This window comes from Bradyrhizobium sp. USDA 372, from assembly GCF_053629095.1.
In genome coordinates this window covers 2,954,947-2,978,994 of record NZ_JBRJHR010000001.1, presented here as the reverse complement: position 1 = coordinate 2,978,994, position 24,048 = coordinate 2,954,947, and the positions used below count along the sequence as shown (strand labels likewise).

Genomic DNA, 24,048 nt, shown 5'->3' with positions numbered 1-24,048 from the left:
GCGGCTGCCCAAATGTCGGGGCGGGGCAGGAGCGTTATCGCTCCTTCTCCTTGCCGGATAGGACGTCGAAATAGGTTCGCTTCGAATCATCCGGGCCGGAGCCGTAGGCGTAGTTCGGCGACGGCGTCTGATATCCGGGCGGCGGCTCCACCAGCGATTGGCGTGGCGGCTCCGACGTAAACTGCTTCGACTCGGGCGCGTTCCCTTTGAACAGTTTAAACAGCCCGCCGGTATATCCGAGTTCGGCTGGGCTCATCGTCGGATTGGCGATGTTGGTGCCTGGCTGGACCGGATCATTGCCGGTCTTTTCGGCGGCGGCCGTCTTGTGGGCGTTCATCTCGGCGGGCGACAGCGGCTGGGCATTTTTCCAGTACTCCGTTGCCTTGTTGCCGGACTTCTTCCGCTCGGCGACAGCCTCCTTGCGGCGCTTCTCGTCGGGGTCCTTCGGCCAGTTTGGCGCAGCCGCGGCCTCGGCTGCGGCGGGCGGCGGCAGGTCGAGCTTGGGCGGCACGACCAGCGGCGAACGCTCGCGGTATTCGATGCCGGGTTTTCCCATGCTCTTGGCGCCAAGACCGGACATCAGGCCGTCGATGAGCTTCTCTTCGAAGGTCATGTCGTCGTCGTCATCGTCAGCAGCACGGGCGGCGCCGGTCGACATGACGAGGCCGATGCCGAGCGCGACGGCGGACAATTTCAGTGCCCGCCAGACCCCCGATTGGGGGTCTCGAACCATCGAACCACTGGTCTTCGAGCTGCGCATGACCGTACCTGTTTCAAATTGTAGCAGATTGCCGCTCGCACGCGGCTCAAACCCTTGCAAAAGCAGGGTTCCACCTGCTGGTCCGTATCGGCCGGGATCAGGGCGCTTTTGCGGCGGGTACCCCCAAGAAGGAATCATACAATAGCGCCGCCACCCCAGCAACGATGGCCACGTCCGCGAGGTTAAACACATACCAATTATAGGTATTTCCGGCGATCTCGATGTGGAACAGGGCGAAATCCACCACCGCGCCATAGGCCAGGCGGTCGATGCCATTGCCGATGGCGCCGCCGATGATCAGGCCGAGCGCGACGGTCGCGAGCACGGTGTGCGAGCGCGCCATCCAGATCGCCAGCGCAACCACGGCAATGGCCTTGACGGCCATCAGCGCGAGCTGCGCGGCCTGGCTGTCGTTCTGGAGCCAGCCGAAGCTGATGCCGATGTTCCAGGCCAGCACCAGGTCGAAGAACGGCGTCACCCGCACAGCGCCGCGACGGGCGAGGTCGAACACGTTCAGGAGCCAGAGCTTCGAGGCTTGGTCGGCCACGAGCGTGACCATGGCCGCGAGGATGCCGGCGCGGAGCGGGGTCATGGCCGGCCGGTCAGACCGCCACCCCCAACGCCTTCCATTCGCGCAGCGCCTTGGCGTCGCGCGGGGTGACGTCGGGATATTCGGCGTCTTCGCCGACCATCGGCGAGATCTTCCAGGAGCGGGCGCATTTGGTGCCGACCGCCTTCTCCACCACGACCGCGACGCCGGGGACGGCATCGAGGCGGAATGCCGAGGCCGGCGCCTCGCCCTCCCGCACCTCGTAGTTCGAGGTGATGCAGACTTCAGCCAGATCGATGTCGAACAAGGTCGCCAGCATGCCGCGATCGGCGACATAGATCACAGGCGATGCCTCCAGCGACGAGCCGATGTTCTTGGCGGCGCGTTCCAGCTCGAGCGCGCCGGTGACGACGCGGCGGACGTTGCGGATCGCCTCCCACTTCGCGGCGAGCTCGTCGTCGCGCAAGGCTTCGAGGTCGGCGGGGAACAGCGTCAGATGCACCGACGGTTCGGCGTCGGGCCGGTACATGCGCCACGCCTCCTCGGCAGTGAAGCTGAGGATCGGCGCCAGCCATTTCAGGATCGAGGCGCATAACAGGTCGATCGTCGTCAGCGCCGCCTTGCGCGTCAGCGAGGAGGGCGGATCGCAATAGAGCGTATCCTTGCGGATGTCGAAATAGAATGCGGAGAGCTCGCTGTTCAGGAAGGCGGACAGGATCGCGACCACGGTCTTGTAGTCGAACTCCCGATAGGCCTTGCCGATCGCAGCGGCGCGCACCGCGAGCTCGTGCAGCATCAAGCGCTCGAGCTCGGGCATCTCGGCGGGCGCGACGGCGTCGGCCGGCTTGTAATGATGCAGCGTGCCGAGCATCCAGCGCACGGTGTTGCGCAGCTTGCGGTAGGTCTCGACGGTGTTCTTGAGGATCTCGGGGCCGATGCGCTGGTCGTCGGTGTAGTCGCAGGACGCGACCCAGAGCCTCAGGATGTCGGCGCCGGATTCCTTGATGACGGCCTGCGGCTCGATGGTGTTGCCGAGCGACTTCGACATCTTGCGGCCGTCCTCGGCCTGGGTGAAGCCGTGGGTCAGCACGATGTCGTAAGGCGCGCGGCCGCGCGTGCCGCAGCTTTCCAATAGCGAGGAATGGAACCAGCCGCGATGCTGGTCCGAGCCTTCCAGATACATCACCGTGTCGGCGCCGCCATCGACCTTGCGCTTGATGCCGGCGAGCCCGGGAAACTGCACGGGATCTTCGAGCACGAAAGCGTGGGTCGAGCCGGAATCGAACCAGACGTCGAGAATGTCGTCGACCTTCTGCCAGTCCTCGTTCGCGCGGGGCCCGAGGAAGCGCTCGCGCGCGCCCGTCGCGTACCAGGCGTCGGCGCCTTCCTTCTCGAAGGCTTCGCCAATGCGCGCATTGACGGCCTCGTCCTGGAGGATCTCAGCGGAGCCGTCACCCTTCTCGCGCACGAACACGGCGATCGGCACGCCCCAGGCGCGCTGGCGCGAGATCACCCAGTCCGGGCGCGCCTCGATCATGCCGTTGATGCGGTTCTCGCCCGACGGCGGCACCCATTGCGTCACCGAGATCGCATGCAGCGCGCGGGCGCGCAGCGTGTCGCCGCTCTTGGCCTTGCCGCCCTGCGCAATGTCCTTATCCATCGCGATGAACCATTGCGGTGTGTTGCGGAAGATCACCGGCTTCTTGGAGCGCCAGGAGTGCGGATATTGATGCTTGAGCCGACCGCGCGCGAGCAGCATGCCTCTGTCGACGAGCGCCTTGATCACGGCCTCGTTGGCATCGCCCTTCTCGCCCTTGTCGGTGATGACGCGCTTGCCGGCAAAGCCCGGCGCATGATCGGTGTAGGCGCCGTTCTCGTCGACGGTATAGGGGATCGCGGTGTTGATGCCGCGCGCATCGAGATCGCGCGCCTGTGCCATCCAGGCATCGAAGTCCTCGCGGCCATGGCCGGGCGCGGTGTGCACGAAGCCGGTGCCGGTGTCGTCGGTGACATGGTCGCCGGGCAGCAGCGGCACGACGAAGTCGTAGCCACCGCCAACGCCCCTCAGCGGATGGGCACACTCGATCGCGTCCATGGTGTCGCCGGGGACGTCGCGGACTTTCTCGTAAGCCGTCACCCGCGCCTGCTTGAAGACGTCTTCCGCGAGCGCATCGGCCAGGATCAGGAGGTCGCCAATCTTGGCCCAATTGTCGGCGGGGGCGTCCGTCACCTTGTAGAGGCCATAGGCGATCTTCGGCGAGAACGAGATGGCGCGGTTGCCGGGCAGCGTCCAGGGCGTCGTGGTCCAGATCACGACGCTTGCGGAGGCGAGCGCACCGTGCGCGGGCGAGGTCACCGGGAACTTCACCCACACCGTATCGGAGGTGTGGTCCTCGTACTCCACCTCGGCTTCGGCCAGCGCGGTCTTCTCGACCACGCTCCACATCACCGGCTTGGAGCCGCGATAGAGCGTGCCGTTGGCGGCGAACTTCATCAGCTCGCGCGCGATCTGGGCTTCGGCCGGATAGCTCATGGTGGCGTAGGGATGGTCCCAATCGCCGATGACGCCGAGGCGCTTGAACTCCTCGCGCTGCACGCCGAGCCAGTGCGTGGCATAGGCGCGGCACTCCTTGCGGAAATCGATCATCGCGGCGGAGTCGCGGAAGTCGGGCTTCTGCTTGCCCTTCTTGCGATAATGCTCCTCCTCGACCTTCCACTCGATCGGCAGGCCGTGGCAGTCCCAGCCCGGCACGTAGTTGGAATCGAAGCCGAGCATCTGCTGGCTCTTGGTGACGAGATCCTTCAGGATCTTGTTCAGCGCCGTGCCGATATGGATGTTGCCGTTGGCGTAGGGCGGGCCGTCGTGCAGTACGAACTTGGCGCGGCCCTTCCCATTCTGGCGCAGCTTCTCATAGAGGCCGATCTCGTACCAGCGCTTGAGGATCTCCGGCTCGCGCTGCGGCAGGCCGGCGCGCATCGGGAATTCGGTCTGCGGCAGGAACAGGGTCTTCGAATAGTCTTTGGCTTCAGACTTTTGGGACTTTTGCGGCTTTTCGGACATGAGGCTGACTGGCTCGGAAAGGGCGCGGGAACGGATGGCGATGCGGAATCGCGGGTGAAACGACGAAATCCCGGTCTTGCGCCGAGCCTTCAGGCTCAGGCGGAAGCCGGGCCGCTAATCCCTATGATGCGCCGCGCAAACATGGGCTCTCCATAGCAGGGGGGCGGAGGAAGCGCAAAGGGCCGGCGAGGCCGGGTTTCGGCTCAATCGATCGCGCCCAGCCGCGGAAACGCGTCCGGCGCGGCGGCGAGCATGGCGCGGGCGCGGGCGGAATCGTCGTCCATCTGCCGGATCAGGGCCTCGATGCCCTCAAATTTCAGCTCCTCGCGGATGAAGCCGATGAAGGCGCAGTCGAGCGCCTGTCCGTAGAGGTCGCCCTTGAAGTCGAACAGGAAGATTTCGAGGAGCGGGGCGCCATTGTCGAAGGTCGGGCGGCGGCCGAAGCTGGCCACCCCGTCCAGACGCTCGGTGCCGCGGCCGACCCGCACGGCGTAGATGCCATGCTTGAGGCCGCAATTGGCGTCCAGGCGGATGTTGGCGGTGGGATAGCCGAGATCGCGGCCGCGCTTTTCACCGTGGATCACCTCGCCGGTGATGAACCAGGGCGCGCCCAGCATGGTCGTGGCCTCGTCGAGCTGGCCCTCGGCAAGGGCGATCCGGATCGCGCTGGAGGAGACCGGCCGTTCGTCGATATCGACATGCGCCTGCACGTCGACCTCGATGCCGAGCCGGGGCGCCTCGTTGACGAGAAGGCTGGGCGAGCCGACCCGACCCTTGCCGAAATGGAAGTCGTAGCCGACGGCAATGCCGCTGACCCCGAGACGCCCGATCAGGTCATGGTGAATGAAATCTTGCGCGCTGGTTCCGGCACGGGCCTTGTCGAAGGTCATGACCACGGCGCCGGCAAGCCCGGTGCCAGCCAGAAGCCGCAGCTTGGCCCGCTCGTCCGTCAGGCGGAATTGCGGGGTGTTGGGACTGAAAAACCGCCGCGGATGCGGCTCGAAGGTCAATGCCAGCGCAGGGCGGCCATGCGCCCTGCCCATCTCCAGGGCAGCCGCGATGACGGCGCGATGGCCGAGGTGAACGCCGTCGAAATTGCCCATGGCGACCACGGCGCCCCTTGGAATCGCGGAATCCGGCGTTGTATCGCGGATGACGGTAAAAGGCGGAGCCATCAGGGGAATTCTCGAACCGGGCAGGACCGGCCCGGACCGTGGCGCGACCGGCCGTGCGAAGTCAAGCGGCGGGGCGGGCAGACATTGAACACGATTTCAGTCCTTCGGAGCTGCCCGCAGTTAACGCGCTGTTTAAGGCCTTGGTGCTAGTGCTTGAGGCGTGGAACTGCCGGGCGCCGGCCTGGCAGGTCCGATCGTAATATTCCTTGGTTTGCGTTGGGGGAGTCGAGATGGCGGTTGATTTGTCGATGCCGGTTCTGGTGGTGGATGACTACAGCACCATGATCCGTATCATCCGGAATCTGCTGAAGCAGCTTGGCTTTGAGAACATCGATGATGCCAGCGACGGTTCGGCAGCGCTGAACAAGATGCGCGGCAAGAAGTACGGGCTCGTGATCTCCGACTGGAACATGGAGCCGATGACGGGCTACGACCTCTTGCGCGAAGTCCGCGCGGATCCGAACCTCGCCACCACGCCCTTCATCATGATCACCGCGGAATCGAAGACCGAGAACGTGATCGCGGCCAAGAAGGCCGGCGTGAACAATTACATCGTCAAGCCGTTCAACGCGGCGACGCTGAAGACCAAGATCGAGGCGGTCTTCCCGGACATGGCGAGCGCGTAAGCGCGATCGTGTCCCGGACAAGGCGCGGCACGTTAGTGACGCGACGCTGAGCCGGGACCCAGTCTATCCCACGACATCGCTTACGGCTTCTAGGCCCCGGCTCTGCAGCTCTTCGAGCTGCGTCCGGGGCACGATATTTTCTACCACTTCAATTCGCGCATCAGCGCCTTCGGCGGGTGGCCGAACAGCTCCATCACCGAATTCGGGTCGAGCTGGTCGAGGCCCTCGAACTCCTCGGCATGGATGCCACGGGTGACGAACAGACAGTCGATGCCGAATTCGCGGGCGCCGGTTAAGTCGGTGCGGACGGAATCGCCGATCGCCAGCACCTTCTTCCGGTCGATCTGGTAGCCTTGTCGCTCCCCGGCGAGCGCCATGGCGCGCTCGTAGATCGGCCGGTGCGGCTTGCCATAGAAGATCACCTCGCCGCCGAGCTCGCGGTAGAGCTCGGCGATCGCGCCGGCGCAGTAGATCAGCCGGTCGCCGCGCTCCACCACGATGTCGGGGTTGGCGCAGACCAGCGTCAGCTTGCGCTCGCGCGCCTTCAGCATCATGCCGCGATAGTCTTCCGCCGTCTCGGTCTCGTCGTCGTAGAGGCCGGTGCAGACGATATAATCGGCTTCCTCCAGCGGCGCGGTCACCGCATCGAGGCCGCGATAGATCGAGTTGTCGCGCTCGGGGCCGAGCCAGAACATCTTGCGGCCGGGATGATCGGCGACATAGAGCCGGGTCAGATCGCCTGAAGATACGATCGCGTCATAGGTCTCATCGGGGACGCCGAGCTTGCGCAATTGCCGCTGCACGGAGTCGGCCGGGCGCGGCGCGTTGGTGATCAGGATCACCGTACCGCCGCGGCTGCGATAGGTGTGCAGCGCCTCGCAGGCCTCGGGGAAGGATTCCAGCCCGTTATGGACCACGCCCCAGATGTCGCTGAGCACGACCTCCACACCGCCCACGAGCTCGCGCAGGCCTTCGGCAAAATGCAGCGCGGTCATGACGTGCGCGGCCGATCAGATGCGGCGCGCGAGCGCCGCGTTGCCTGTGATGCGTTGGGACGGAGGCGCAGCGGACGTTGCGCCTGAGCTGGGTGTGGCGGAGCCATTGGATCCCTGAATGTCCTGCGCCTGGTTCGGCGAGGCCCCGCCGGTAGCAGATGCCCCTTCGGGCCGCAATGGCCGGGGCGGTGCGAACAGGAACCCTTGGCCGAACCGTACGTCATAGTCGAGCAGGTCGACCACCGCGCGCTCGCCTTCGATCCGTTCGGCGATCAGGTCGATGCCGAAGCGGCCGAGCAGGTCGGAGAGGTCGGAGGGGTGGATGTCGGAGGCGGAAGCCTGCTTGGGATCGAGCAGCAGCGCGGCCGGCACCTTGATGAAGCGGACCCCGCGATCGGCCAGCTCGCGCGGCTCGATGCGCAGATCCGTGACATGGTCGATCGAGAAACGGAAGCCGCGCTGGGCCAGTGCCGCGAGGTTCTCGGTCTCGGCCGGACCGAGATTGCGGAAGGTCGACTGCTTGAACTCCAGCACCAGCGAGGGCGCCAGCGCGCGGTTGGCTTCGAGGAAATCGAGGCATTGGGCAAACGTGGTGGAGTTGCCGAGCGTGGAGGCGGCGACGTTGCAGAACACGCCGACGTCCTTGTTGCGCACCATCAGGCGCCGCAGCACCTGCACGCAGCGCAGCATCACCATGTTGTCGATGCGCCCGATCAGGCCCGAGGCTTCCGCGATGCTGATGAACTCCTCGGCCGCGATCAACTGGTCGCGCTCGTCGCGCAGGCGCGTCACCGCCTCGTAGAACCGCACCTTGCGCTGCGGCAGCGTCACCATCGGCTGCAGGAAGATATCGATGCGATTCTCGTCGACCGCATTGCGCAGCGTCGCCAGCAACTGGGTCTGGTTGCGTCCATTGGCGGCCTGAACCGGGCTGGCCGCTTGGACCTGGACCGGCGGCGGCGCCGGCCGTGGCGGGGGCTCCGGAAGCGGAGGAGGAGCGAACGGCTTCTCCTCGAAGGGGGCAGCCAGATCGATCGGCGTTTCCGGCTCGGGCCGCGTGACCGGGGCGGGTGCGGGCGCCGGCGCGTGGCCGGCGAGCAGATCCTCATGGGCCGCGACGGTGGTGGCGAGCTGCCTGACCAATCCGCCCAGTTCGTTGATCTCGCCGATGACCGACTGGATTCGGTCGGAATTGGTCGAATTCGACGAGGCGATGCGGCTCTCGATGGCAGCCAACCGGCGGCCGAACTCGGCCACCTGGCGGGCGAGGTCGGCGGTGCCGCGCGACAGGTCGGCGATCTGGCCGCCGACGTCGCTGCGGTCGCGCAGTCGCATCGACACCGCGTTGTAGAGGATCAGGAAGGTGAGCGCGGTCAGCGCCACAATCGCCGATTCCGTTCCGCTGATGCCGGCGACCGAATAGAGCACGAGCCCGAGCGAGGCCGCGACCAGGACCATGCAGATGGCGATGAAGATCGTCGAAATGCGAATCATGCCGCGCGCTATGCCTTTAAGAGCTGACTGCTTCACCCGGGAAAACACGGGTCGCGCTCGACTCCGTCACGCCTCATGCTCCCCCAAGCATCCATGAGCCTAACATCATTGTTGATTCGAGGGGATAGTGGCTGTTTCGCAGCCCGGTCGGTCCGCCGCCGAAAGCTTTCGAGGCAGCGGCTGCGAAACCTCGCACGGCCTCTGCGGCCGAGGGGCGGAAATCAAGACGCTCTCAGCGGAAAATCATGCCGCCCTCAAGGCCAGCGAGCCGCATGCGCTCTATCGTCCCGGCGTTCTCAACCGCAGGAGATTGCCATGTCGACATCCGCCGCCCTCAAGCCAGCCGCCCCCGGGCCCGATCTTGCCGCCGTCAAGCAGCGCCAGCACGGCGCCTGGTCGTCGGGCGACTATGCCGTGGTCGGCACTACCTTGCAGATCGTCGGGGAACAGCTCTGCGAGGCCATCGACTTGCGCGCCGGCAGCAAGGTGCTGGACGTCGCCGCCGGCAACGGCAATGCGACGCTGGCAGCGGCGCGGCGCTGGTGCGACGTCACATCCACCGACTACGTGCCGGCGCTGCTCAAGCGCGGGCGCGAGCGCGCGATGGCCGAACATCTCACCGTCGAGTTCCGCGAGGCGGATGCCGAAGCGCTGCCGTTTGCCGACGCCAGCTTCGACGTCGTGCTCTCCACTTTCGGCGTGATGTTCACCCCGGATCAGGACAAGGCCGCGTCCGAGCTCGCGCGGGTCTGCAAATCCGGCGGCAAGATCGGTCTTGCCAACTGGACGCCGCAAGGCTTCATCGGCCAGCTGTTCAAGACCATCGGCAAGCATTTGCCGCCGCCGGCGGGCGTGAAATCGCCCGCCATGTGGGGCACGACGGCACGGCTCGAGGAAATGTTCGGCGGCGTGGCCGCGGAGATCGCCGCCGAGCCGCGCATGTTCGTGTTCCGCTATCGCTCGCCGGACCATTGGCTCGACATCTTCAAGACGTTCTACGGGCCCACGCTGAAGGCGTTTGCTGCGCTCGACGCGAGCGGCCAGGCCGCGCTGACGCGCGATCTGCTGGCGCTGCTCGGGGAGTTCAACCACGCCGATGACGGCACGATCGTGGTGCACAGCGAATATCTGGAAGCCGTGATCACCAAGCGCTGACCGCGCCCGAGATGCGGTCGGGCCAGCTCCGGCCCGACCGCCACCGATCAAAATGGCGCGGTAGCGCCGACCGTGTCGGCGGAGACGGCGTCGCGGGTGCCGAGCGGCTTGGGAGACCCCTCGGTGGTGTCCTTGAGCGTCTGCCGCTCGATCTCCGAATTCAGCTCGGCGCCGAACATGATGACGATCGCCGACATCCACATCCACATCATCAGGCCGATCGCCGCGCCCAGAGAGCCGTAGGTCGCGTTGTAATTTGCGAATTCCGAGAGATACCAGGACAGCAGGGCAGAGCCCGCGATCCAGAGGATCGCGGCCATCACGGCGCCGAGGCTCAGCCATTGCCAGCGCGGCGCGTCACGGCTGGGCGCGAAGCGGTAGAGAATGGCGAGTGCGACCAGCAGGATGACGAACAGCAGCGGCCATCGTGCCAGCGCCACGATCAGCTTGCTTTCCGGCGCCATGCCGAGATGATTGAGCGCAAGCGGGAAGGCGACGACGGCTCCCACCATCAACAGCAGCGCCACGATGCCGCCGACGGTGAAGGCCAGCGAGATCATGTTCAGCTGGATGAAGCTGCGCTTCTCGCGTTCCTCATAGGCGACGTTGAGGGCGTCGAAGATCGCCTTGACGCCGGCGTTGGCGCTCCAGATCGCAAGCAGCAGGCCGACCAGGAAGGTGACACCGAGCGTCGTATTGCCGTTCGACACCACGCGCGCGACCTGGTCCTCGACGATCTGGAACGAGCCCTCGGGCAGCATGGTCGCAAGCGTCTGGAGGTTGGCGCTGATCGTCGCGGGATCGGCAAACAGGGCATAGGAGGAGACGAGTGCGGTGACGGCGGGGAAGAGCGCGAGCAGGCCGAAGAAGACGACGCCGCCCGCCGTCGCGAGCAGGCGATCCTCGTCGATGCGCTGATAGGTCCGCCAGAAAATATCCTTCCAGCCCGCCCAGGGGATCTCGAACGGGCTTTTCGCCCGGCGGCCGCGGCCCGGCTGCATCGCCGCGCCGGCCGGGTGCGTTTCCGGGGAATTCGCTTCGCCCTTGCGGTGGTCTGGCGGAGGCCCGGGCCTCGCCAGGCCGGAATCCTGAAAGTAGTGCTCCGCGGTCAGTACGAACACGGCCGTCGCCGCCACCAGCAGCCAGGAGTCGATCTGTTCGGAGCGCCGCGCCAGCATCACGCCTCCAGACTGCGCCTGTTGCGTCGCCGCCGGGCGGCCGTCAGCCCGACCAGGCCGACCGCCGCGAGCATCAGGCCGAGCTGCACGGGATGGTTGGCGCGGGCCGGCCAGGTCTTGATGCCGCCGCGCTCGCCCGGTGCGAGTGGCGCGAGGGGAATCGTCGTTGCGACCTCCTTCACGGCCTCCTTGACCGTTCCACGCGGGATCCGGGGCGTGGCGACCGCCACGCGCAGACGGCTCGCGAGCGGCACCACCGGCTTGGCCTTGCGTTTCATCTGCGCCATGGCCACGCCGGCACAGACCGCAGCCAGCACCAGCAGCACTGCGGCGACCGCGCCAAATCCCCAGAATTGCCCGTAGGTGATCGCGACCCAGCGGTACAAGGCGATCAGTCCGACGAAAAACGCCGCGACAACGAACAGGCCCGCGACTGCGAACAGTCCGCCGGCCACCGCGTAAGACGTCACCTTGCCCGTGGCCTGGCTGGTCTGGTCACGCAGATAGGATTGAGCAGCGCGTTTGACGTGATTGAGCTTGAGCGCCATCCCGGCGCGCAGCAATTCGCCCGATGGCGCGAGCATGCGGACATCCTCCAAGGACTAGAAAATTCGTCGGGGGATGAACGTGGCGATATTTGACTTGTTCCGTTTGAGCGTGACCGGCCGTGATGAATCAGGCGAGATCGGCGGCTGCGATCCAGAACACCTCGCCCTCGGAATCTTCGGTGTCGAGCCAGAGCAGCGGCAGTTCCGGAAAGGCCTCGTCGACCAGCTCGCGGCCGCGGCCGATCTCGCAGATCAGCCCGCCCTGCGGCGTCAGGTGATCGGGCGCATCGCGCAGGATCCGGCGCACCACGTCGAGACCGTCGGCGCCGCCATCGAAGGCGAGCTTCGGCTCGGCCCGGCACTCCGGCGGCAATGCCGCCATGCCCTCGGCATCGACGTAGGGCGGGTTGGTGATGATCAGGTCGTATCTGTTGCCGCCGAGCGGGGCGAACAGGTCGCCGCGATAGAGGCTGATCCGGTCCTCGAGCCCGTATTCGCCGACATTGCGCGCAGCGACCTCGAGCGCGCCCTTGGAGATGTCGACGGCGTCGACGGTGGCGTTCGGGAAATGATGCGCGGCGAGGATCGCAAGGCATCCCGAGCCCGTGCAGAGATCGAGCACGCGCTCGACCGCCGTCGGATCGTCGATCAGCGATCCGGCCTCGCCGTCGGCGCCGAAATGCGACTCCAGGAGCTCGCCGATGAAGGAGCGCGGAACAATGACGCGCTCGTCGACATAGAAGGGCAGGCCGCGCATGTAGATCTTGTTGACGAGATAGGCGGCCGGTTTGCGCGTCGTGACGCGCTGATGGATGAGATCGAGGAGGGTCTTGCCTTCCGCGGCGGTGACGCGCGCGTTGGCAAAGATCTCGAACTGGTCGGGAGTGAGATGCAGCGCCTCGCAGACCAGGAACGCGGCTTCCGCGACGGGATCGGTCGTGCCATGGGCAAAGGCGAGCTTCGCCTCGACGAAGCGGCTCACCGCGTAACGGACGAAGTCGAGCAGCGTGAGAAGCTCGCCGGGTCCCACCTTCGCGAGTTTCGGCGCGGCGCGGCCGCGCGCGGTCTTCTTCGTAACTTTAGCCATCAGGATTTCGTCCAGCGTGCGGCGGCTTCGTCGTCACGGGCATGGGCCTCGACCCAGCCGGTGCCGGTGGCGCTCTCTTCCTTCTTCCAGAACGGCGCGCTGGTCTTGAGATAGTCCATCAGGAACTCGGCCGCCTGGAACGCCGCCTGCCGGTGCTGCGAGGCGGTCACGACCAGCACGATGTTCTGGCCCGGCATGAAGCGGCCGACGCGGTGGATCACCGTGACGCCGTTGAGCGGCCAGCGCGAAATGGCTTCGTCGGCATGGCGCCTGATCTCTTCCTCCGCCATGCCGGGATAATGTTCGAGCGTCAGCGCCGCGACGTTGGCGCTGTCCTCGTCGGCGCGGCAGATCCCGGAGAAGCTCACGACAGCGCCGATATCGGTCCGGCTGCCGGTCAGGACCGAGATCTCGCGCGCGATGTCGAAATCGTCTTCCTGGATACGGATGGTGACGGGGCAGGTCATGAGCCTAGCCGCCGGTCATGGGCGGGAAGAACGCGACCTCGCGGGCGCCTGCAATGGCGGCATCCTGCTTGACGTGAGCGCGGTCGATCGCGGCGCGGATCACCTTCGGCTTCTCGAACGCATGCGCATAAGCCTCGCTTTGGCCGGAGAGCCAGGCGATCAGCTCCTCGACGGTGCGCACGCTCGCGGGCGGCTCGATCGTCTCTTCGGCCTTGCCGACGCGCTCGCGCACCCAGGCGAAATACTTCACCTTCATCCCTCGTCCTCCTTGATGAGGTGATGGATGCCGGCGCGGAAATAGTCGTAGCCGGTGTACATGGTGAGGATCGCCGAAGCCCACAGCAGTGCGAGGCCAATCATCGAGACCACAGGCACGACCTCGTCGCCGGCAGGACCCGCGAGCAGGAACCCGATCGCTACCAGCTGGACCGTGGTCTTCCACTTCGCAAGCTTGGTCACGGGCACGCTGACGCGGAGCGCAGCCAGATATTCGCGCAGGCCCGAGACCAGGATCTCGCGGCACAGGATCACGATCGCGGCCCATAGCGACCAGCCGTGAATGATGCCGTCCGCGGCCAGCATCAACAGGCAGGAGGCGACCAGCAGCTTGTCGGCGATCGGATCGAGCATGCGGCCGAAGGCCGATTGCTGATTCCAGATCCGCGCGTAATAGCCGTCGAGGTAATCGGTCACCCCAGCGGCGATGAAAATGGCGACCGCGAGCCAGCGCAGCCAGAGCGGCTGATCCAGAATCGACTGCGCATAGATGCATCCGACCACAACCGGGATCGCGGCGATCCGGCCGTAGGTCAGGATGTTGGGGAGGGACATCGCGCGGCTGGTGGTCCCTCGTGTCGTGGCGATGTTCATCCGTCCTACCAATACCGCTCAAGCCTGAAGGTCAACCGTTCCACTCCCAAATGGGATGCAGGATGCGACGACCATATGACCGCCGCCTCCTTTAGTTCACCCCGGCTGGGGATGGAAATACTCGAAAATCCTGCGGGCGCTCTCGGCGCTGACCCCCGGAACCTTGCCGAGATCGGCGATCGAGGCCCGCTCGATCTCTTTCAGGGTACCGAAATGATGCAGCAAGGCACGTTTGCGTGACGGGCCGATGCCCGGAATCTCCTGCAAGCCGGCCTCGCGGATGTCCTTCTTGCGCAGCTTGCGGTGCGAGCCGATGACGAAACGGTGGGCCTCGTCGCGCAGGCGCTGGATGAAATAGAGCACGGGATCGCGCGGCTCCAGCTTGATCGCCTCGCGCTCCGGCATGAACAGGGTCTCGCGGCCGGCATCCCGGTCCGGCCCCTTGGCCACCGACATCAGCGACACCTGGGTCAGGCCGAGATTGGCGAAGATCTCGCGCACCGCGTTGAGCTGGCCGCGGCCGCCGTCGATGATGACGAGGTCGGGCCATTGCGGGAAATCGTCGTCCTTGGCCTTGGTGGCGGCGTCCTCGGGCGGACTGATCAGGCGCTTGAAGCGGCGCTCCAGCACCTCGCGCATCATGGCGAAGTCGTCGCCGGGCGTGATCCCTTCCGACTTGATGTTGAACTTGCGGTACTGGTTCTTCACGAAGCCGTCAGGGCCCGCGACGATCATGGCACCGACCGCGTTGGTGCCCTGGATGTGGCTGTTGTCGTAGACCTCGATGCGCTTGGGCACGTGCGGCAGGCTCAGCGTCGCGGCCATTCCCTCGAGCAGGCGGCTTTGCGTCGCCGTGTCCGCGAGCTTGCGGCCGAGCGCCTCGCGCGCATTGGTCAGTGCGTGGGCGACCAGCTCCTTCTTCTCGCCGCGCTTGGGCGCGGTGACCTCGACCTTGTGGCCGGCCTTGATCGCTAGCGCATTGGCGAGCAGCTCGCTCTCCTCGATCTCGTGCGAGAGCAGGATGTTCTTCGGCGGCGGCTTGTCGTCGTAGAACTGGGCCAGGAAGGACCCCAGCACTTCCTCGGGCGTAAAGCTCTTCTCCGCGCGCGGAAAATAGGCGCGGTTGCCCCAGTTCTGTCCGGTGCGGAAGAAGAACACCTCGACGCAGGAGAAGCCGCCCTCCTGGTGGATGGCGAACACGTCAGCTTCCTCCACCGTGCGTGGGTTGATGCCCTGCTGCGACTGGATCGCCGACAGCGCGGCGAGGCGGTCGCGGTAGAGTGCGGCGCGCTCGAATTCGAGCTCGTTCGAGGCCTTCTCCATCTCGCCGGCGAGCTCCTGCTTCACCGCATGGCTCTTGCCGGAGAGGAAGTCGCTCGCCTCGCGCACCAGTGTCGAATAGCCGCCGAAATCGATCTCGCGGGTGCAGGGTCCAGCGCAGCGGCGGATCTGATGGAGCAGGCAGGGCCGGGTGCGGCTTTCGAAGAAGGAATCGGTGCAGGAGCGGATCAGGAACGCCCGCTGCAGCGCCGTGATGGTGCGGTTGACCGCGCCGGCGGAGGCGAACGGGCCGAAATAGCGCCCGGGCCGGGTCTGCGCACCACGATGCTTGAGGATCTGCGGCGCCCAATGGTCACCGGTGATCAGGATGTAGGGAAACGATTTGTCGTCGCGCAGCTGCACGTTGAAGCGCGGCCGCAGCTGCTTGATGAGGTTGGCTTCCAGCAGCAGCGCCTCGGTCTCGGTCGTGGTGGAGACGATCTCCACGGTGACGGTGGCCGCGATCATGCGCAGGATGCGGGCCGGCAGCGGCGCACTCTGGCGCGCATAACTGGACAGGCGCTTTTTGACGTTCTTGGCCTTGCCGACATAGAGCACGTCGGCGTTCGCATTGAGCATGCGATAGACGCCGGGCGAGGTCGGCGCGAGGCGGACCGCGCGTTCGATCGCCTCGTGACCGGTCGCGAGCGGGCCTTCGCCGACGGCGCCGCTCTCTTCCAGGATGTCCGGCAGCAGCGCATCGTCCTCGTCGTCGCCGCCTGCCGCCGCGGGATCGACGTCCGGCGCGGCCAGCCGCTCGGGCGGGGCCTCGCTCGCAGCAGGCTGCGGCGGCTTGCGCGCGCGGTCGTCCGGATTGTCGGAGGAATCGTGAACCATGGGGCGAATTTAGGCGCTGGGGGTGCGGATTTGAAGTTCCGGCCATGCCGCACGCAAGAGGATGGCGGCCAGTTTTCGGTAACGCTTCCTTAAGTCTGTTAAGCGGGCGGTAACCCGACTTAACAGCCCTTTAACTTAAAACTCTCGATAAATCCTACGCGAAAAGTTCTTGGTTCCGTAACCGTCCGGTTTTGCTCGCGCGGCGGCGCGGACATCGCTCGGTTGCGACAGTTGCGTTGGAGTGAGTGATGAAGAGGCTCGTTGTGGGCGCAGCCGCGTTGGTTGCAGCCGGCTGGACAGCTTCGGCAGAGGCCGCCGATCTCAATTACGGGCAGCGTGCGCCCTATACCGTCAATCAGCCGCTCAATGCCTATAGCTGGGCAGGTCCCTATCTCGGCGGCAACATCGGCTATCAATGGGGCTCGGTCGACAACAACCCCACCAAGCCGTCCGGCTTCGTCGGCGGTGTGCAGGCCGGCTACAATTTCCAGAACGGCCCGTGGGTGTTCGGTGTCGAGGGCGACATCCAGGCCGCCGGCGCCGACGACACCTTTGCGCCGTGGAAATTCTCCAACCCATGGTTCGGCACCCTGCGCGGCCGCGCCGGCTATGCGTTCAACAACGTGCTGTTCTACGGCACCGCCGGGCTCGCCTTCGGCGAGCTGCGGGCGCAGACCTTCGGCTGGACGGAGTCGCACACCACCGCCGGCTGGACCATCGGTGCCGGTGCGGAAGTCGGCCTCACGCCGAACTGGAGCGCCAAGCTCGAATATCTCTACATCGATCTGTCGACCAGCCAGTTCGCAATTACTGGCGTATCAAACGGCTATAGCGCCAGCGTTGTCCGCGCAGGCGTGAACTATCGCTTCTGACATCCAAAGAAGAAAATACCGGACCAGCCTCCCGGCCGCTTGCGGCCGGGATTTTTTTTTCGCGCCAGGCTCGCTAGGAGAGGATCACAAGATTGACCGCCTTCGGTCCCTTCCCCTTCTTGTCCGGTTCGACTTCGAAAGTAATACGCTGTCCTTCGGCAAGGTCCTTCAGTCCCGCCCGCTCCACAGCGGTGATGTGAACGAAGACATCGCGACCGCCGTCGTCAGGCTTGATGAAGCCGTAGCCGCGCTCGCCGTTGAAGAACTTGACCGTTCCCGTCATGGCCATCGGGAAACTCCCCCTCATTGCTCCTCCGCCGCGACGCAGACTCACGTCGCGACATGACCGGGCCATACGGAGCCCGGGAGCTGGCCATCCCTTGGACGGACCTGATCGGTCCGGCGGGATCTTTCTTAGGGCCTTCACTCCGCCGCAACCATTCGCGGAAGCGGAACGTAAAGCCAGTCACGGAAATAGCATAATACGGTTCTTCGCAGATTGACTACCGGTCCTGCATATTTTTCCCAAGAATGCCGGAGTGTTACGGCCTGACGTTAAGGCTTGGGTACCTCCAGTCGGAATCTGGCAGCCCCGCCCTGGCCGAGCGGTATTTCCAGCTCCGGCAGAATGGTCTTGAGCTCGCCGTGCAGCGTGTAGGGCGGGTTGACGATCAGGAGCCCGGTGGAAGTGAGGGCGGCGCTGTCGGCTTGCGGCGCGACGCTGAATTCGAGGCGCAGGCATTTTCCGGTCGGCTTTGCTGCAGCTGCGAGCCGCGCCACGGTTTGCGCCAGCGTGTCGGTAGCGCGCCGGTTCTTGGCGGGATACCAGATTACGTAGATACCGGTCGGCCATTTCGCGAACGCCGCCGAGAAGACTTCGCCGAGCCGCTCGAACTCGTCTTTGGCCTCGAAGGGCGGATCGATCAGCACGAGGCCGCGCCGCTCCTTCGGCGGCACGAAAGCCGGCAGCGCCACCCAGCCGTCGAGATCGACCACGCGGGCCTGCTCGTCGCGGCGCAGCGCGTCGATCAGCGCTTTCCGTGCCTTCGGCTCGAGCTCGCAGGCGACGAGCCGGTCCTGCGGCCTGAGCAGGCCGCGCGCGATCAACGGCGAGCCTGGATAGACCTTCAGCTCGCTCTTCGGATTGAAGGCGCGGACGATGTCGAGATAGGGCTTCGTCAGCGCCGCGCTCTCGTTCGACAGGCGCGCCTGCAGCAGCCGGGCAATGCCGGTCAGCCATTCGCCGCCGCGGCGCGCCTCGTCGCCGTCGAGATCGTAGAGGCCGGCGCCGGCATGGGTGTCGATGACGCGGAACGCTGCCGGCTTGTCCTGCAGATAAGTGAGGATGCGCGCCAGCACGATGTGCTTGATGACATCGGCGAAGCTGCCGGCGTGGAAGGCGTGGCGGTAGTTCATGGGATAGGACTACGTTGTCTGGCGCGATCCCATCCCCTTGTCATTGCGAGCGCAGCGAAGCAATCCAGAATCTTTCCGCGGAGGCAGTCTGGATTGCTTCGTCGCAAGGGCTCCTCGCAATGACGGGCCTACCCGCCCCTGATCGGCGGCATCGTCACCTGGTCGCGGCGGCAGGCGCGGCGCTCGATCTCGTCGCAGGCGCGGAATTGCAGGTCCTTGCTGAGGCAGATGCGGACCTCGGACAGCCGTGTCCGGTTGCAGGTGACCGAGACGGCGGCATTGCTGAGACCCGGATTGGCCTTGATGAAGGCCTCCTCGACCTCCGCCGGCGCGACGGTCTTGGGCTGTGACAGATCGAGATACTCGGTCGGAATCTTGATCGCGGCGCGCGCCTTGCGGATCATCTCGAAATAGCTGCGGCCCTCGAGCCCGGAACAGGTGCCGTGCTTGTCCCACTCGTTGAAGATCAGGCCCGGCGCCGGCATCAGGTCGAGCATCGAGGAGACGATGTTGCGGTTCAGGCGCGGCGCCGGCCGCTGGCAGTATTCCGGAAAACCGTTCTCGTATTGCGGCCACAGCCCATGCACCACGAACGCGTAGGGCCGGCCGCCGCATTGCATCTGGGACCGGCCGCCGCGTTCGGCTGCTTCCTCGCAGAACGAGGGCGACCACGACAGCGACAGCACATAGAAATCGAACTCGCCGGGTGCGTTCTGCCGCTTGTCCTGCGCCTTCGCACCGCCGGCGAGGGTGGCCAACCCCGCGGCGAGGATCAGCGAGATCATCAGATGGGACAACGAACGCAATCTGGAGTGAAACATGGCGACGCCCCTCAACTAGACTGTGCACACAGCCTAGCAGGCAATGGGAACATTTCAAGAACAAAATTGGGGCGGCAGTCGTCGGCCGGCTGATCAGCCCGAATCAGCCGCTTCCGGTCAGGGCTTGGCGGCGCGGCAGGCCGGATTGTAGGCCCAGTTGCGGTCGACGCCGACCACGCACCACTCGACGCCGTTGCCGTAGCCGGCGAAGCCGCCATCCTCAATGAGCGAGAAATGCACCTTGCGTACCTTGCCGTCGGTGAGCATGGCGTCAGCGGTGCAATAGCGGCGCGGAATGTTGTCGGACTGCCAGGGGCGGAACGCGACCTCGCGAACGGCGGAGAAGCCGGTGATCTTCAACGGGGAATTCCAGAACCCGCTTTCCTTTTCCCAGAATTGGGTGGCGATCGTCGGCAGCGCCCTGTCGCAATCGGCCACGGCGCCGTCATAGCGCGGCCCGCTCAGCCAGAAATTCAGCTCGAGCGGATTGGCGGCCCTGGCCTCGCCGAGCGACAGCGCTCCCAACATGAGGCCGAGCACGGCGGCAAAGCGGAGCGATTTCTGGGAGGGGGCGCGCATGGTCAATCCGGACAGCTGGCTCTTGCGAAGGTCGGACGGTGCCGCGAAGGTTGGGGGAGGTCAAGTGCAGCGCGGCAACACTTCGCCAGGACTTGGCGAAGATGTCGCGGCCAACAGGGTTCGGTTCTTTTCACGCCCCTCCCGGCACCGTAAACTGGCGCCAGCCAATTGGAGTGACGGGAATGCGAATCATTGCGGCCGCGGGCCTTCTTGCCAGCCTGGTTGTGTCGGGCATGATGGCGAGCCAGTCGGCGCGCGCCGACATCTTTGCTCCGGTGCCGCCGTTCAAGGGCAACGACACCGGCGGCATCATCGCCTATTCGATGGCGACCCAGGTCGATGCGCGTCAGGTCGCGGTCGATCACTGCGCCCGCTACGGCAAGGTCGCGAAATTCCTGGGCGTGCAGGCCTATGAGGGCGGCTACATCTCGTTCGCCTGCCGCTGGGTGCCCTATGGCGCCGCCGATCGGCCGATCCGCACGCTCTACTGAGGCGCTGTCGTAGCGCCGCACTTCTCTCAGCCGGGAGCCTTCGACATGACGCGCAAATTCGCTTTGCTCGGCTCGACGCTCTGCCTCGCGTTGTCGGCAGGCGGCGCCAGCGCCGACGACCTGCCGGTACGCAAACCCGGTCTTTGGGAGATGAAGCTGGTCACATCAGGCTCGCCGGTGCCCGAAATGACTATGCAGCACTGCACCGACGAGACCGTCGACAAGGAGATGGGCAACAACGTCTCCCCGATGGCCAAGCAGATCTGCGCCAAGCAGGAGATCAAGAAGACTGCGACCGGCTATGTCAGCGATTCCGAGTGCAGCGTCGCCGGCGTCAGCACGACCTCGCATGCGGAGATCACCGGCGATTTCAACTCGGCCTACACGGTGAAGACGACCTCGCATGCGCAAGGCGGCGTCGCCGGCACGGCCGGGCGCGATAGCACCACGACGCTGCAAGCCAAGTGGCTCGGGGCCTGCAAGCCGGATCAGAAGCCCGGCGACATCGTCATGCCCGGCGGCTTCAAGATGAACACGCGCGACATGGACAAGCTGAAGGCGCTGCTGCCGAAGTAGGCGTGCTCGGCGCGCGCGGACGGAGCGCTCCCTCGCCCCGTTCTTACGGAGAGAGGGTTGGGGTGAGGGGCCTCTCTCCGCGAACGAGATTTTTGTGAGACCGGTACCCCCTCACCCGAATTCGATCTGCGATCGCATTCGACCTCTCCCCGCAAGCGGGGAGAGGTAAGAAAGCCTACACCGGAATCCGCACGCTCGCCCTCAATCCCCCCATCGGGCTGTCACCCAGCGTGATGTCGCCGCCATGCGAGCGGGCGATGTCGCGGGCGATCGCGAGCCCCAGGCCGGTGCCGCCTTCGTCCTGGTTGCGGGCGTTGTCCAGCCGCAGGAACGGCTTGAACACCTCTTCGCGCAAGTGCGCGGGAATGCCCGGACCGTCGTCATCGACGGTGACCGTCAAATAACGGTGATCGCGCTGGCCGGTGATGGCGATGTTCTTGCCGTAGCGCGCTGCGTTGGTGACGAGGTTGGCGAGGCAGCGCTTGAACGAGGCCGGCTTCACCGTCACCACGGGCAGACCGTTGAACGCGACGGTCGCGGTATGGCCGTGGCGTTCGGCATCGCTGCGCAGCTCCTCGAGCGCCTGCGCCATGTCGGTCGGCTGCGACTGCTCGCCGGAATCGCCGCGCGCAAACGCGAGGTAATCCTCCAGCATCATCGACATCTCGTCGACGTCCTTGCGCATGCCCTCGAGCTCGGGATTGTCGCCGATCAGTGCCAGCTCGAGCTTGAAGCGGGTCAGGATGGTGCGCAGATCGTGGCTGACGCCGGCGAGCATCGCGGTGCGCTGCTCCATCGTGCGCTCGATGCGCGACTTCATTTCGAGGAAGGCGACGGCCGCACGCCGCACCTCGCGCGCGCCGCGCGGTCTGAAGTTCGGCGCCTCGCGGCCCTTGCCGAAACTCTCGGCGGCATCGGCAAGCCGCAGGATCGGCTTGATCTGGTTGCGCAGGAATAACACCGCCACGATCAACAGGATCGAGGACGTGCCGACCATCCAGAACAGGAAAATCTCCGAGTTCGAGGCATAGGCGGCGCTGCGCTGCGCGAACACGCGCATCACGGCATCGTCGAGCTGGATGCGGATCTCGACCAAGTTGGAGCGGCCGACCGTATCGATCCAGAACGATCGCCCGATCTGGCGGCCGAGCTGCACCGACAGCGTCTGGTCGAGCAGCGAGAAGAACGGTTTTGGTCCCGGCGGCGGCATGTCGCCGGCGGGCAGGAAATCGACGACCAAACCGAGCCGCTGCTGCGCGATGCGGCGGATCTCGTTGCGGTCCTTGTCCTGCGGATAGCCCTTGTAGACGTCGATGAGTGCGGCGATGTCCTGCACCACCGCGGCCGACAGGCGGCGCGTCACCGTGTTCCAGTGCCGCTCCATGAACACGAAGGCGACGACCGATTGCAGCACCACCATCGGCACGATCATGATGAGGAGCGCGCGGGCGTAGAGGCCGGTCGGCATCCAGCCCTTGAACGCGTTGCCCATCCAGCCATTAGCGGCGGAGACGCGGCCGGCGGCGCTCTTCAGAAGCGTCAGGCCGGTATCGATCGTGCTCATCTGGCGCGCTTCACTGGTTTATGGCGAGGCCACCAGCCGGTAGCCGATGCCGCGCACCGCCTGCAGGAACAGCGGATTGGCAGGATCGGTTTCGATCTTGCGCCGCAGGCGGTTGATCTGCACGTCGACGGCGCGCTCATTGACGCTGCCGTTGCCGGTCAGCGCGCTGCGCGGCACGGTCTCGCCCGGCGTCTCGGCGAGAATCCGCAGCATCTCGCGCTCGCGGTCGGTGAGGTGGATGACCTCCTCGCCCTGCCGCAATTCGCCACGTTCGAGATGGTAGACATAGGGGCCGAACGCGATCTTCTCGACGGCCGTGGCCTGCGGCGGCGGCGCGGCGCGCTTGAGGATGTTGTTGATGCGCAGCGCCAGCTCGCGCGGCTCGAACGGCTTTGCCACGTAATCGTCGGCACCGATCTGCAAGCCCTCGATGCGGGCTTCCGCCTCGTGGCGAGCCGTCAGCATCACGATCGGCACCGACGATGAGGTGCGAATGAAGCGGGCGAGGTCGAAGCCGGTCTCGCCGGGCATCATGACGTCCAGGATCAGGAGATCGAAATGCAGGCCCATGAGCTTCGAGCGCGCATCGCCGGCGCTCGCCGCGGTGGTGACGCGGTAGCCTTCACTCGCAAGAAAGCGCGAGAGCAGGTCGCGGATGCGGCGGTCGTCATCGACCAGCAAGAGATGCGGGGCATCATCGGCCGGTTGCACCGGCGGGCGGGCGATCGTGGCAGCGAGCGGCACGGTCACTCCTTGGCGTCTTGGTTGACGGAAGCGAAGATCGTCTCGAGCACCTTGTCCGGATCGTCGCGGTCGATCATCGCGCGCAGGAAGCGCTTGACCGTCTCGGCATCCTGGGGCCCCATCTCGGCGAGCGCCCTGGTGATCCGCGTGGTCTGCAGTCCGGCGAGCTTCTGCACCAGCGCCTCGCCCTTCGGTGTCGCGTAGAGCAGGCGCTGGCGACGGTCATTGTCGCCGGTCTTCTGCACGATATAGCCCTCGTCCAGGAGCTGCTTCAGCACCCGGCCGAGCGACTGCTTTGTGATGCGCAGGACGTCGAGCAGATCGGCGACCTTCAGCCCGGGATAGCGGTAGACGAAGTGCATGACCCGGTGATGGGCCCGGCCAAAGCCGAATGCCTCCAGCTCCTGGTCGGGATCGCCGACGAAATCGCGATAGGCGAAGAACAGCAGCTCGATGATATCCCAGCGCAAATTGCCTCCGTCGCCTGCGGCCGGCTTGGTCCCGGCGGCATCTTGAGGGGGAGTCGCGAAATTTATGTCAGGCATATTGACGTATCTTGGGTTCAATGTTACAAAAGGATCGACCCACACGAAACTTTAGATCGTTTCGCGCCGGGTGGCATCGGAGCAGGACGGCCGGAGATAGCCGGACAGGCGGCGACGGCCGAAGCAGATCTACCGTGCGATTGTCGAGCGGCATTTCGGCAAAACATACTGGACTTCCGCCTTCCGCAAAAGCATGTCCTCGGGGACATGCTGGCCGCGGAAACCGGCCGTAACATGGCTGGTGGCGGTCCGGCCAGAAACCCAATCAAGCCAGCCGGGCCCGAACGGGCAGGCGGGCGCGAGAAACAGCGCCGCCA

Annotated in this window: 25 protein-coding genes; 5 read left to right on the top strand and 20 right to left on the bottom strand. The window is 65.5% G+C overall.

The genetic code is table 11. The annotated features are described in order from the left end of the window. Window positions 1–34: 34 nt before the first annotated feature. The 4 genes from AB7M16_RS14185 to AB7M16_RS14170 all read right to left on the bottom strand — a co-directional run bounded on the left by AB7M16_RS14185 (window position 35) and on the right by AB7M16_RS14170 (window position 5,546). The gene (locus tag AB7M16_RS14185) at window positions 35–760 is read right to left on the bottom strand and encodes a hypothetical protein (RefSeq protein WP_453944249.1); all 726 of its coding nucleotides are present in this window, start codon (window positions 758–760) and stop codon (window positions 35–37) included. A 97-nt stretch (window positions 761–857) separates the two neighbouring features. Beyond that, complete coding sequence (gene lspA, locus AB7M16_RS14180; RefSeq protein ID WP_260380991.1) at window positions 858–1,352, bottom strand: signal peptidase II; 495 nt, start codon at window positions 1,350–1,352, stop codon at window positions 858–860. 10 nt (window positions 1,353–1,362) lie between these two features. Continuing rightward, window positions 1,363–4,371 carry an isoleucine--tRNA ligase gene (ileS, locus tag AB7M16_RS14175; protein WP_453944248.1) on the bottom strand — a complete coding sequence of 1,003 codons (3,009 nt, stop codon included), beginning with the start codon at window positions 4,369–4,371 and terminating at the stop codon, window positions 1,363–1,365. Between the two features lie 203 nt (window positions 4,372–4,574). Beyond that, entirely contained in the window at window positions 4,575–5,546 is a 972-nt protein-coding gene (locus AB7M16_RS14170; RefSeq protein WP_453944247.1) for a bifunctional riboflavin kinase/FAD synthetase, read from the bottom strand. Between the two features lie 230 nt (window positions 5,547–5,776). Here AB7M16_RS14170 and AB7M16_RS14165 point away from each other — a divergent pair, with 230 nt between their 5' ends. Continuing rightward, entirely contained in the window at window positions 5,777–6,172 is a 396-nt protein-coding gene (locus AB7M16_RS14165; protein WP_008567674.1) for a response regulator, read from the top strand. A 140-nt stretch (window positions 6,173–6,312) separates the two neighbouring features. Here AB7M16_RS14165 and AB7M16_RS14160 read toward each other — a convergent pair whose 3' ends face one another. After that, a complete protein-coding gene (locus AB7M16_RS14160; protein ID WP_260380989.1) occupies window positions 6,313–7,167 on the bottom strand; it encodes a TIGR01459 family HAD-type hydrolase in 855 nt (284 codons plus the stop codon). Between the two features lie 15 nt (window positions 7,168–7,182). After that, window positions 7,183–8,661, bottom strand: coding sequence for an EAL domain-containing protein (locus AB7M16_RS14155; protein WP_453944246.1), 1,479 nt, complete (start codon window positions 8,659–8,661; stop codon window positions 7,183–7,185). A 315-nt stretch (window positions 8,662–8,976) separates the two neighbouring features. Here AB7M16_RS14155 and AB7M16_RS14150 point away from each other — a divergent pair, with 315 nt between their 5' ends. Beyond that, window positions 8,977–9,816: a class I SAM-dependent methyltransferase gene (locus tag AB7M16_RS14150; protein WP_453944245.1), complete on the top strand. Its 840-nt coding sequence runs from the start codon at window positions 8,977–8,979 to the stop codon at window positions 9,814–9,816. A gap of 47 nt (window positions 9,817–9,863) precedes the next feature. Here the strand turns inward: AB7M16_RS14150 and AB7M16_RS14145 are convergent, their stop codons facing one another. The 7 genes from AB7M16_RS14145 to uvrC form a co-directional block, all read right to left on the bottom strand. After that, on the bottom strand, window positions 9,864–10,994 hold the full coding sequence (locus tag AB7M16_RS14145) for a YihY/virulence factor BrkB family protein (RefSeq protein ID WP_260380988.1): 1,131 nt from the start codon (window positions 10,992–10,994) through the stop codon (window positions 9,864–9,866). After that, on the bottom strand, window positions 10,994–11,578 hold the full coding sequence (locus AB7M16_RS14140; RefSeq protein ID WP_172788775.1) for a phage holin family protein: 585 nt from the start codon (window positions 11,576–11,578) through the stop codon (window positions 10,994–10,996). Before AB7M16_RS14140 ends, AB7M16_RS14145 begins: the two co-directional genes overlap by 1 nt. 91 nt (window positions 11,579–11,669) lie before the next feature. Continuing rightward, entirely contained in the window at window positions 11,670–12,629 is a 960-nt protein-coding gene (prmB, locus tag AB7M16_RS14135) for a 50S ribosomal protein L3 N(5)-glutamine methyltransferase (RefSeq protein ID WP_453944244.1), read from the bottom strand. Continuing rightward, window positions 12,629–13,096: a molybdenum cofactor biosynthesis protein MoaE gene (locus AB7M16_RS14130; protein WP_172788773.1), complete on the bottom strand. Its 468-nt coding sequence runs from the start codon at window positions 13,094–13,096 to the stop codon at window positions 12,629–12,631. Before AB7M16_RS14130 ends, prmB begins: the two co-directional genes overlap by 1 nt. Before the next feature lie 4 nt (window positions 13,097–13,100). After that, window positions 13,101–13,352, bottom strand: coding sequence for a molybdopterin converting factor subunit 1 (moaD, locus tag AB7M16_RS14125; RefSeq protein WP_172788772.1), 252 nt, complete (start codon window positions 13,350–13,352; stop codon window positions 13,101–13,103). Then, window positions 13,349–13,966 carry a CDP-diacylglycerol--glycerol-3-phosphate 3-phosphatidyltransferase gene (pgsA, locus tag AB7M16_RS14120; RefSeq protein WP_172788771.1) on the bottom strand — a complete coding sequence of 206 codons (618 nt, stop codon included), beginning with the start codon at window positions 13,964–13,966 and terminating at the stop codon, window positions 13,349–13,351. The genes moaD and pgsA overlap by 4 nt, the downstream gene beginning before the upstream one ends. Before the next feature lie 96 nt (window positions 13,967–14,062). Further along, the gene (gene uvrC / locus AB7M16_RS14115; RefSeq protein WP_453944243.1) at window positions 14,063–16,123 is read right to left on the bottom strand and encodes an excinuclease ABC subunit UvrC; all 2,061 of its coding nucleotides are present in this window, start codon (window positions 16,121–16,123) and stop codon (window positions 14,063–14,065) included. Window positions 16,124–16,371: 248 nt separating this feature from the next. On the opposite strand from uvrC, the gene AB7M16_RS14110 reads away from it, so the two are divergent. Continuing rightward, window positions 16,372–16,995, top strand: coding sequence for an outer membrane protein (locus tag AB7M16_RS14110; RefSeq protein WP_172788769.1), 624 nt, complete (start codon window positions 16,372–16,374; stop codon window positions 16,993–16,995). Window positions 16,996–17,068: 73 nt separating this feature from the next. Here the strand turns inward: AB7M16_RS14110 and AB7M16_RS14105 are convergent, their stop codons facing one another. The 4 genes from AB7M16_RS14105 to AB7M16_RS14090 form a co-directional block, all read right to left on the bottom strand. Further along, the gene (locus AB7M16_RS14105) at window positions 17,069–17,284 is read right to left on the bottom strand and encodes a cold-shock protein (RefSeq protein WP_008544396.1); all 216 of its coding nucleotides are present in this window, start codon (window positions 17,282–17,284) and stop codon (window positions 17,069–17,071) included. 266 nt (window positions 17,285–17,550) lie between these two features. Continuing rightward, window positions 17,551–18,411: a 23S rRNA (adenine(2030)-N(6))-methyltransferase RlmJ gene (locus tag AB7M16_RS14100; protein ID WP_453944242.1), complete on the bottom strand. Its 861-nt coding sequence runs from the start codon at window positions 18,409–18,411 to the stop codon at window positions 17,551–17,553. A 128-nt stretch (window positions 18,412–18,539) separates the two neighbouring features. Then, complete coding sequence (locus tag AB7M16_RS14095) at window positions 18,540–19,232, bottom strand: ribonuclease T2 (RefSeq protein WP_260380984.1); 693 nt, start codon at window positions 19,230–19,232, stop codon at window positions 18,540–18,542. 117 nt (window positions 19,233–19,349) lie between these two features. Then, a complete protein-coding gene (locus tag AB7M16_RS14090; protein ID WP_172788766.1) occupies window positions 19,350–19,811 on the bottom strand; it encodes a hypothetical protein in 462 nt (153 codons plus the stop codon). Window positions 19,812–19,993: 182 nt separating this feature from the next. Between AB7M16_RS14090 and AB7M16_RS14085 the strand changes: the two genes are divergently transcribed. Beyond that, on the top strand, window positions 19,994–20,302 hold the full coding sequence (locus AB7M16_RS14085) for a hypothetical protein (RefSeq protein ID WP_172788765.1): 309 nt from the start codon (window positions 19,994–19,996) through the stop codon (window positions 20,300–20,302). A gap of 45 nt (window positions 20,303–20,347) precedes the next feature. Then, on the top strand, window positions 20,348–20,878 hold the full coding sequence (locus tag AB7M16_RS14080) for a DUF3617 domain-containing protein (protein WP_453944241.1): 531 nt from the start codon (window positions 20,348–20,350) through the stop codon (window positions 20,876–20,878). Between the two features lie 175 nt (window positions 20,879–21,053). Here the strand turns inward: AB7M16_RS14080 and AB7M16_RS14075 are convergent, their stop codons facing one another. From AB7M16_RS14075 to AB7M16_RS14065, 3 genes are read right to left on the bottom strand one after another with little or no spacing between them, the layout of a single operon-like run. After that, the gene (locus AB7M16_RS14075; RefSeq protein ID WP_172788763.1) at window positions 21,054–22,442 is read right to left on the bottom strand and encodes an ATP-binding protein; all 1,389 of its coding nucleotides are present in this window, start codon (window positions 22,440–22,442) and stop codon (window positions 21,054–21,056) included. Window positions 22,443–22,460: 18 nt separating this feature from the next. Continuing rightward, on the bottom strand, window positions 22,461–23,192 hold the full coding sequence (locus AB7M16_RS14070) for a response regulator (protein WP_212259367.1): 732 nt from the start codon (window positions 23,190–23,192) through the stop codon (window positions 22,461–22,463). Beyond that, on the bottom strand, window positions 23,189–23,731 hold the full coding sequence (locus tag AB7M16_RS14065; RefSeq protein WP_172788761.1) for a MarR family winged helix-turn-helix transcriptional regulator: 543 nt from the start codon (window positions 23,729–23,731) through the stop codon (window positions 23,189–23,191). The genes AB7M16_RS14070 and AB7M16_RS14065 overlap by 4 nt, the downstream gene beginning before the upstream one ends. Window positions 23,732–24,048 lie beyond the last annotated feature (317 nt).

Coding starts and splice junctions, on each gene's coding strand:
- AB7M16_RS14185 (WP_453944249.1), bottom strand. CDS start 760: ATGCGCAGCTCGAAGACCAGTGGTTCGATGGTTCGAGACCCCCAATCG.
- lspA (WP_260380991.1), bottom strand. CDS start 1,352: ATGACCCCGCTCCGCGCCGGCATCCTCGCGGCCATGGTCACGCTCGTG.
- ileS (WP_453944248.1), bottom strand. CDS start 4,371: ATGTCCGAAAAGCCGCAAAAGTCCCAAAAGTCTGAAGCCAAAGACTAT.
- AB7M16_RS14170 (WP_453944247.1), bottom strand. CDS start 5,546: ATGGCTCCGCCTTTTACCGTCATCCGCGATACAACGCCGGATTCCGCG.
- AB7M16_RS14165 (WP_008567674.1), top strand. CDS start 5,777: ATGGCGGTTGATTTGTCGATGCCGGTTCTGGTGGTGGATGACTACAGC.
- AB7M16_RS14160 (WP_260380989.1), bottom strand. CDS start 7,167: ATGACCGCGCTGCATTTTGCCGAAGGCCTGCGCGAGCTCGTGGGCGGT.
- AB7M16_RS14155 (WP_453944246.1), bottom strand. CDS start 8,661: ATGATTCGCATTTCGACGATCTTCATCGCCATCTGCATGGTCCTGGTC.
- AB7M16_RS14150 (WP_453944245.1), top strand. CDS start 8,977: ATGTCGACATCCGCCGCCCTCAAGCCAGCCGCCCCCGGGCCCGATCTT.
- AB7M16_RS14145 (WP_260380988.1), bottom strand. CDS start 10,994: ATGCTGGCGCGGCGCTCCGAACAGATCGACTCCTGGCTGCTGGTGGCG.
- AB7M16_RS14140 (WP_172788775.1), bottom strand. CDS start 11,578: ATGCTCGCGCCATCGGGCGAATTGCTGCGCGCCGGGATGGCGCTCAAG.
- prmB (WP_453944244.1), bottom strand. CDS start 12,629: ATGGCTAAAGTTACGAAGAAGACCGCGCGCGGCCGCGCCGCGCCGAAA.
- AB7M16_RS14130 (WP_172788773.1), bottom strand. CDS start 13,096: ATGACCTGCCCCGTCACCATCCGTATCCAGGAAGACGATTTCGACATC.
- moaD (WP_172788772.1), bottom strand. CDS start 13,352: ATGAAGGTGAAGTATTTCGCCTGGGTGCGCGAGCGCGTCGGCAAGGCC.
- pgsA (WP_172788771.1), bottom strand. CDS start 13,966: ATGAACATCGCCACGACACGAGGGACCACCAGCCGCGCGATGTCCCTC.
- uvrC (WP_453944243.1), bottom strand. CDS start 16,123: ATGGTTCACGATTCCTCCGACAATCCGGACGACCGCGCGCGCAAGCCG.
- AB7M16_RS14110 (WP_172788769.1), top strand. CDS start 16,372: ATGAAGAGGCTCGTTGTGGGCGCAGCCGCGTTGGTTGCAGCCGGCTGG.
- AB7M16_RS14105 (WP_008544396.1), bottom strand. CDS start 17,284: ATGGCCATGACGGGAACGGTCAAGTTCTTCAACGGCGAGCGCGGCTAC.
- AB7M16_RS14100 (WP_453944242.1), bottom strand. CDS start 18,411: ATGAACTACCGCCACGCCTTCCACGCCGGCAGCTTCGCCGATGTCATC.
- AB7M16_RS14095 (WP_260380984.1), bottom strand. CDS start 19,232: ATGTTTCACTCCAGATTGCGTTCGTTGTCCCATCTGATGATCTCGCTG.
- AB7M16_RS14090 (WP_172788766.1), bottom strand. CDS start 19,811: ATGCGCGCCCCCTCCCAGAAATCGCTCCGCTTTGCCGCCGTGCTCGGC.
- AB7M16_RS14085 (WP_172788765.1), top strand. CDS start 19,994: ATGCGAATCATTGCGGCCGCGGGCCTTCTTGCCAGCCTGGTTGTGTCG.
- AB7M16_RS14080 (WP_453944241.1), top strand. CDS start 20,348: ATGACGCGCAAATTCGCTTTGCTCGGCTCGACGCTCTGCCTCGCGTTG.
- AB7M16_RS14075 (WP_172788763.1), bottom strand. CDS start 22,442: ATGAGCACGATCGATACCGGCCTGACGCTTCTGAAGAGCGCCGCCGGC.
- AB7M16_RS14065 (WP_172788761.1), bottom strand. CDS start 23,731: ATGCCTGACATAAATTTCGCGACTCCCCCTCAAGATGCCGCCGGGACC.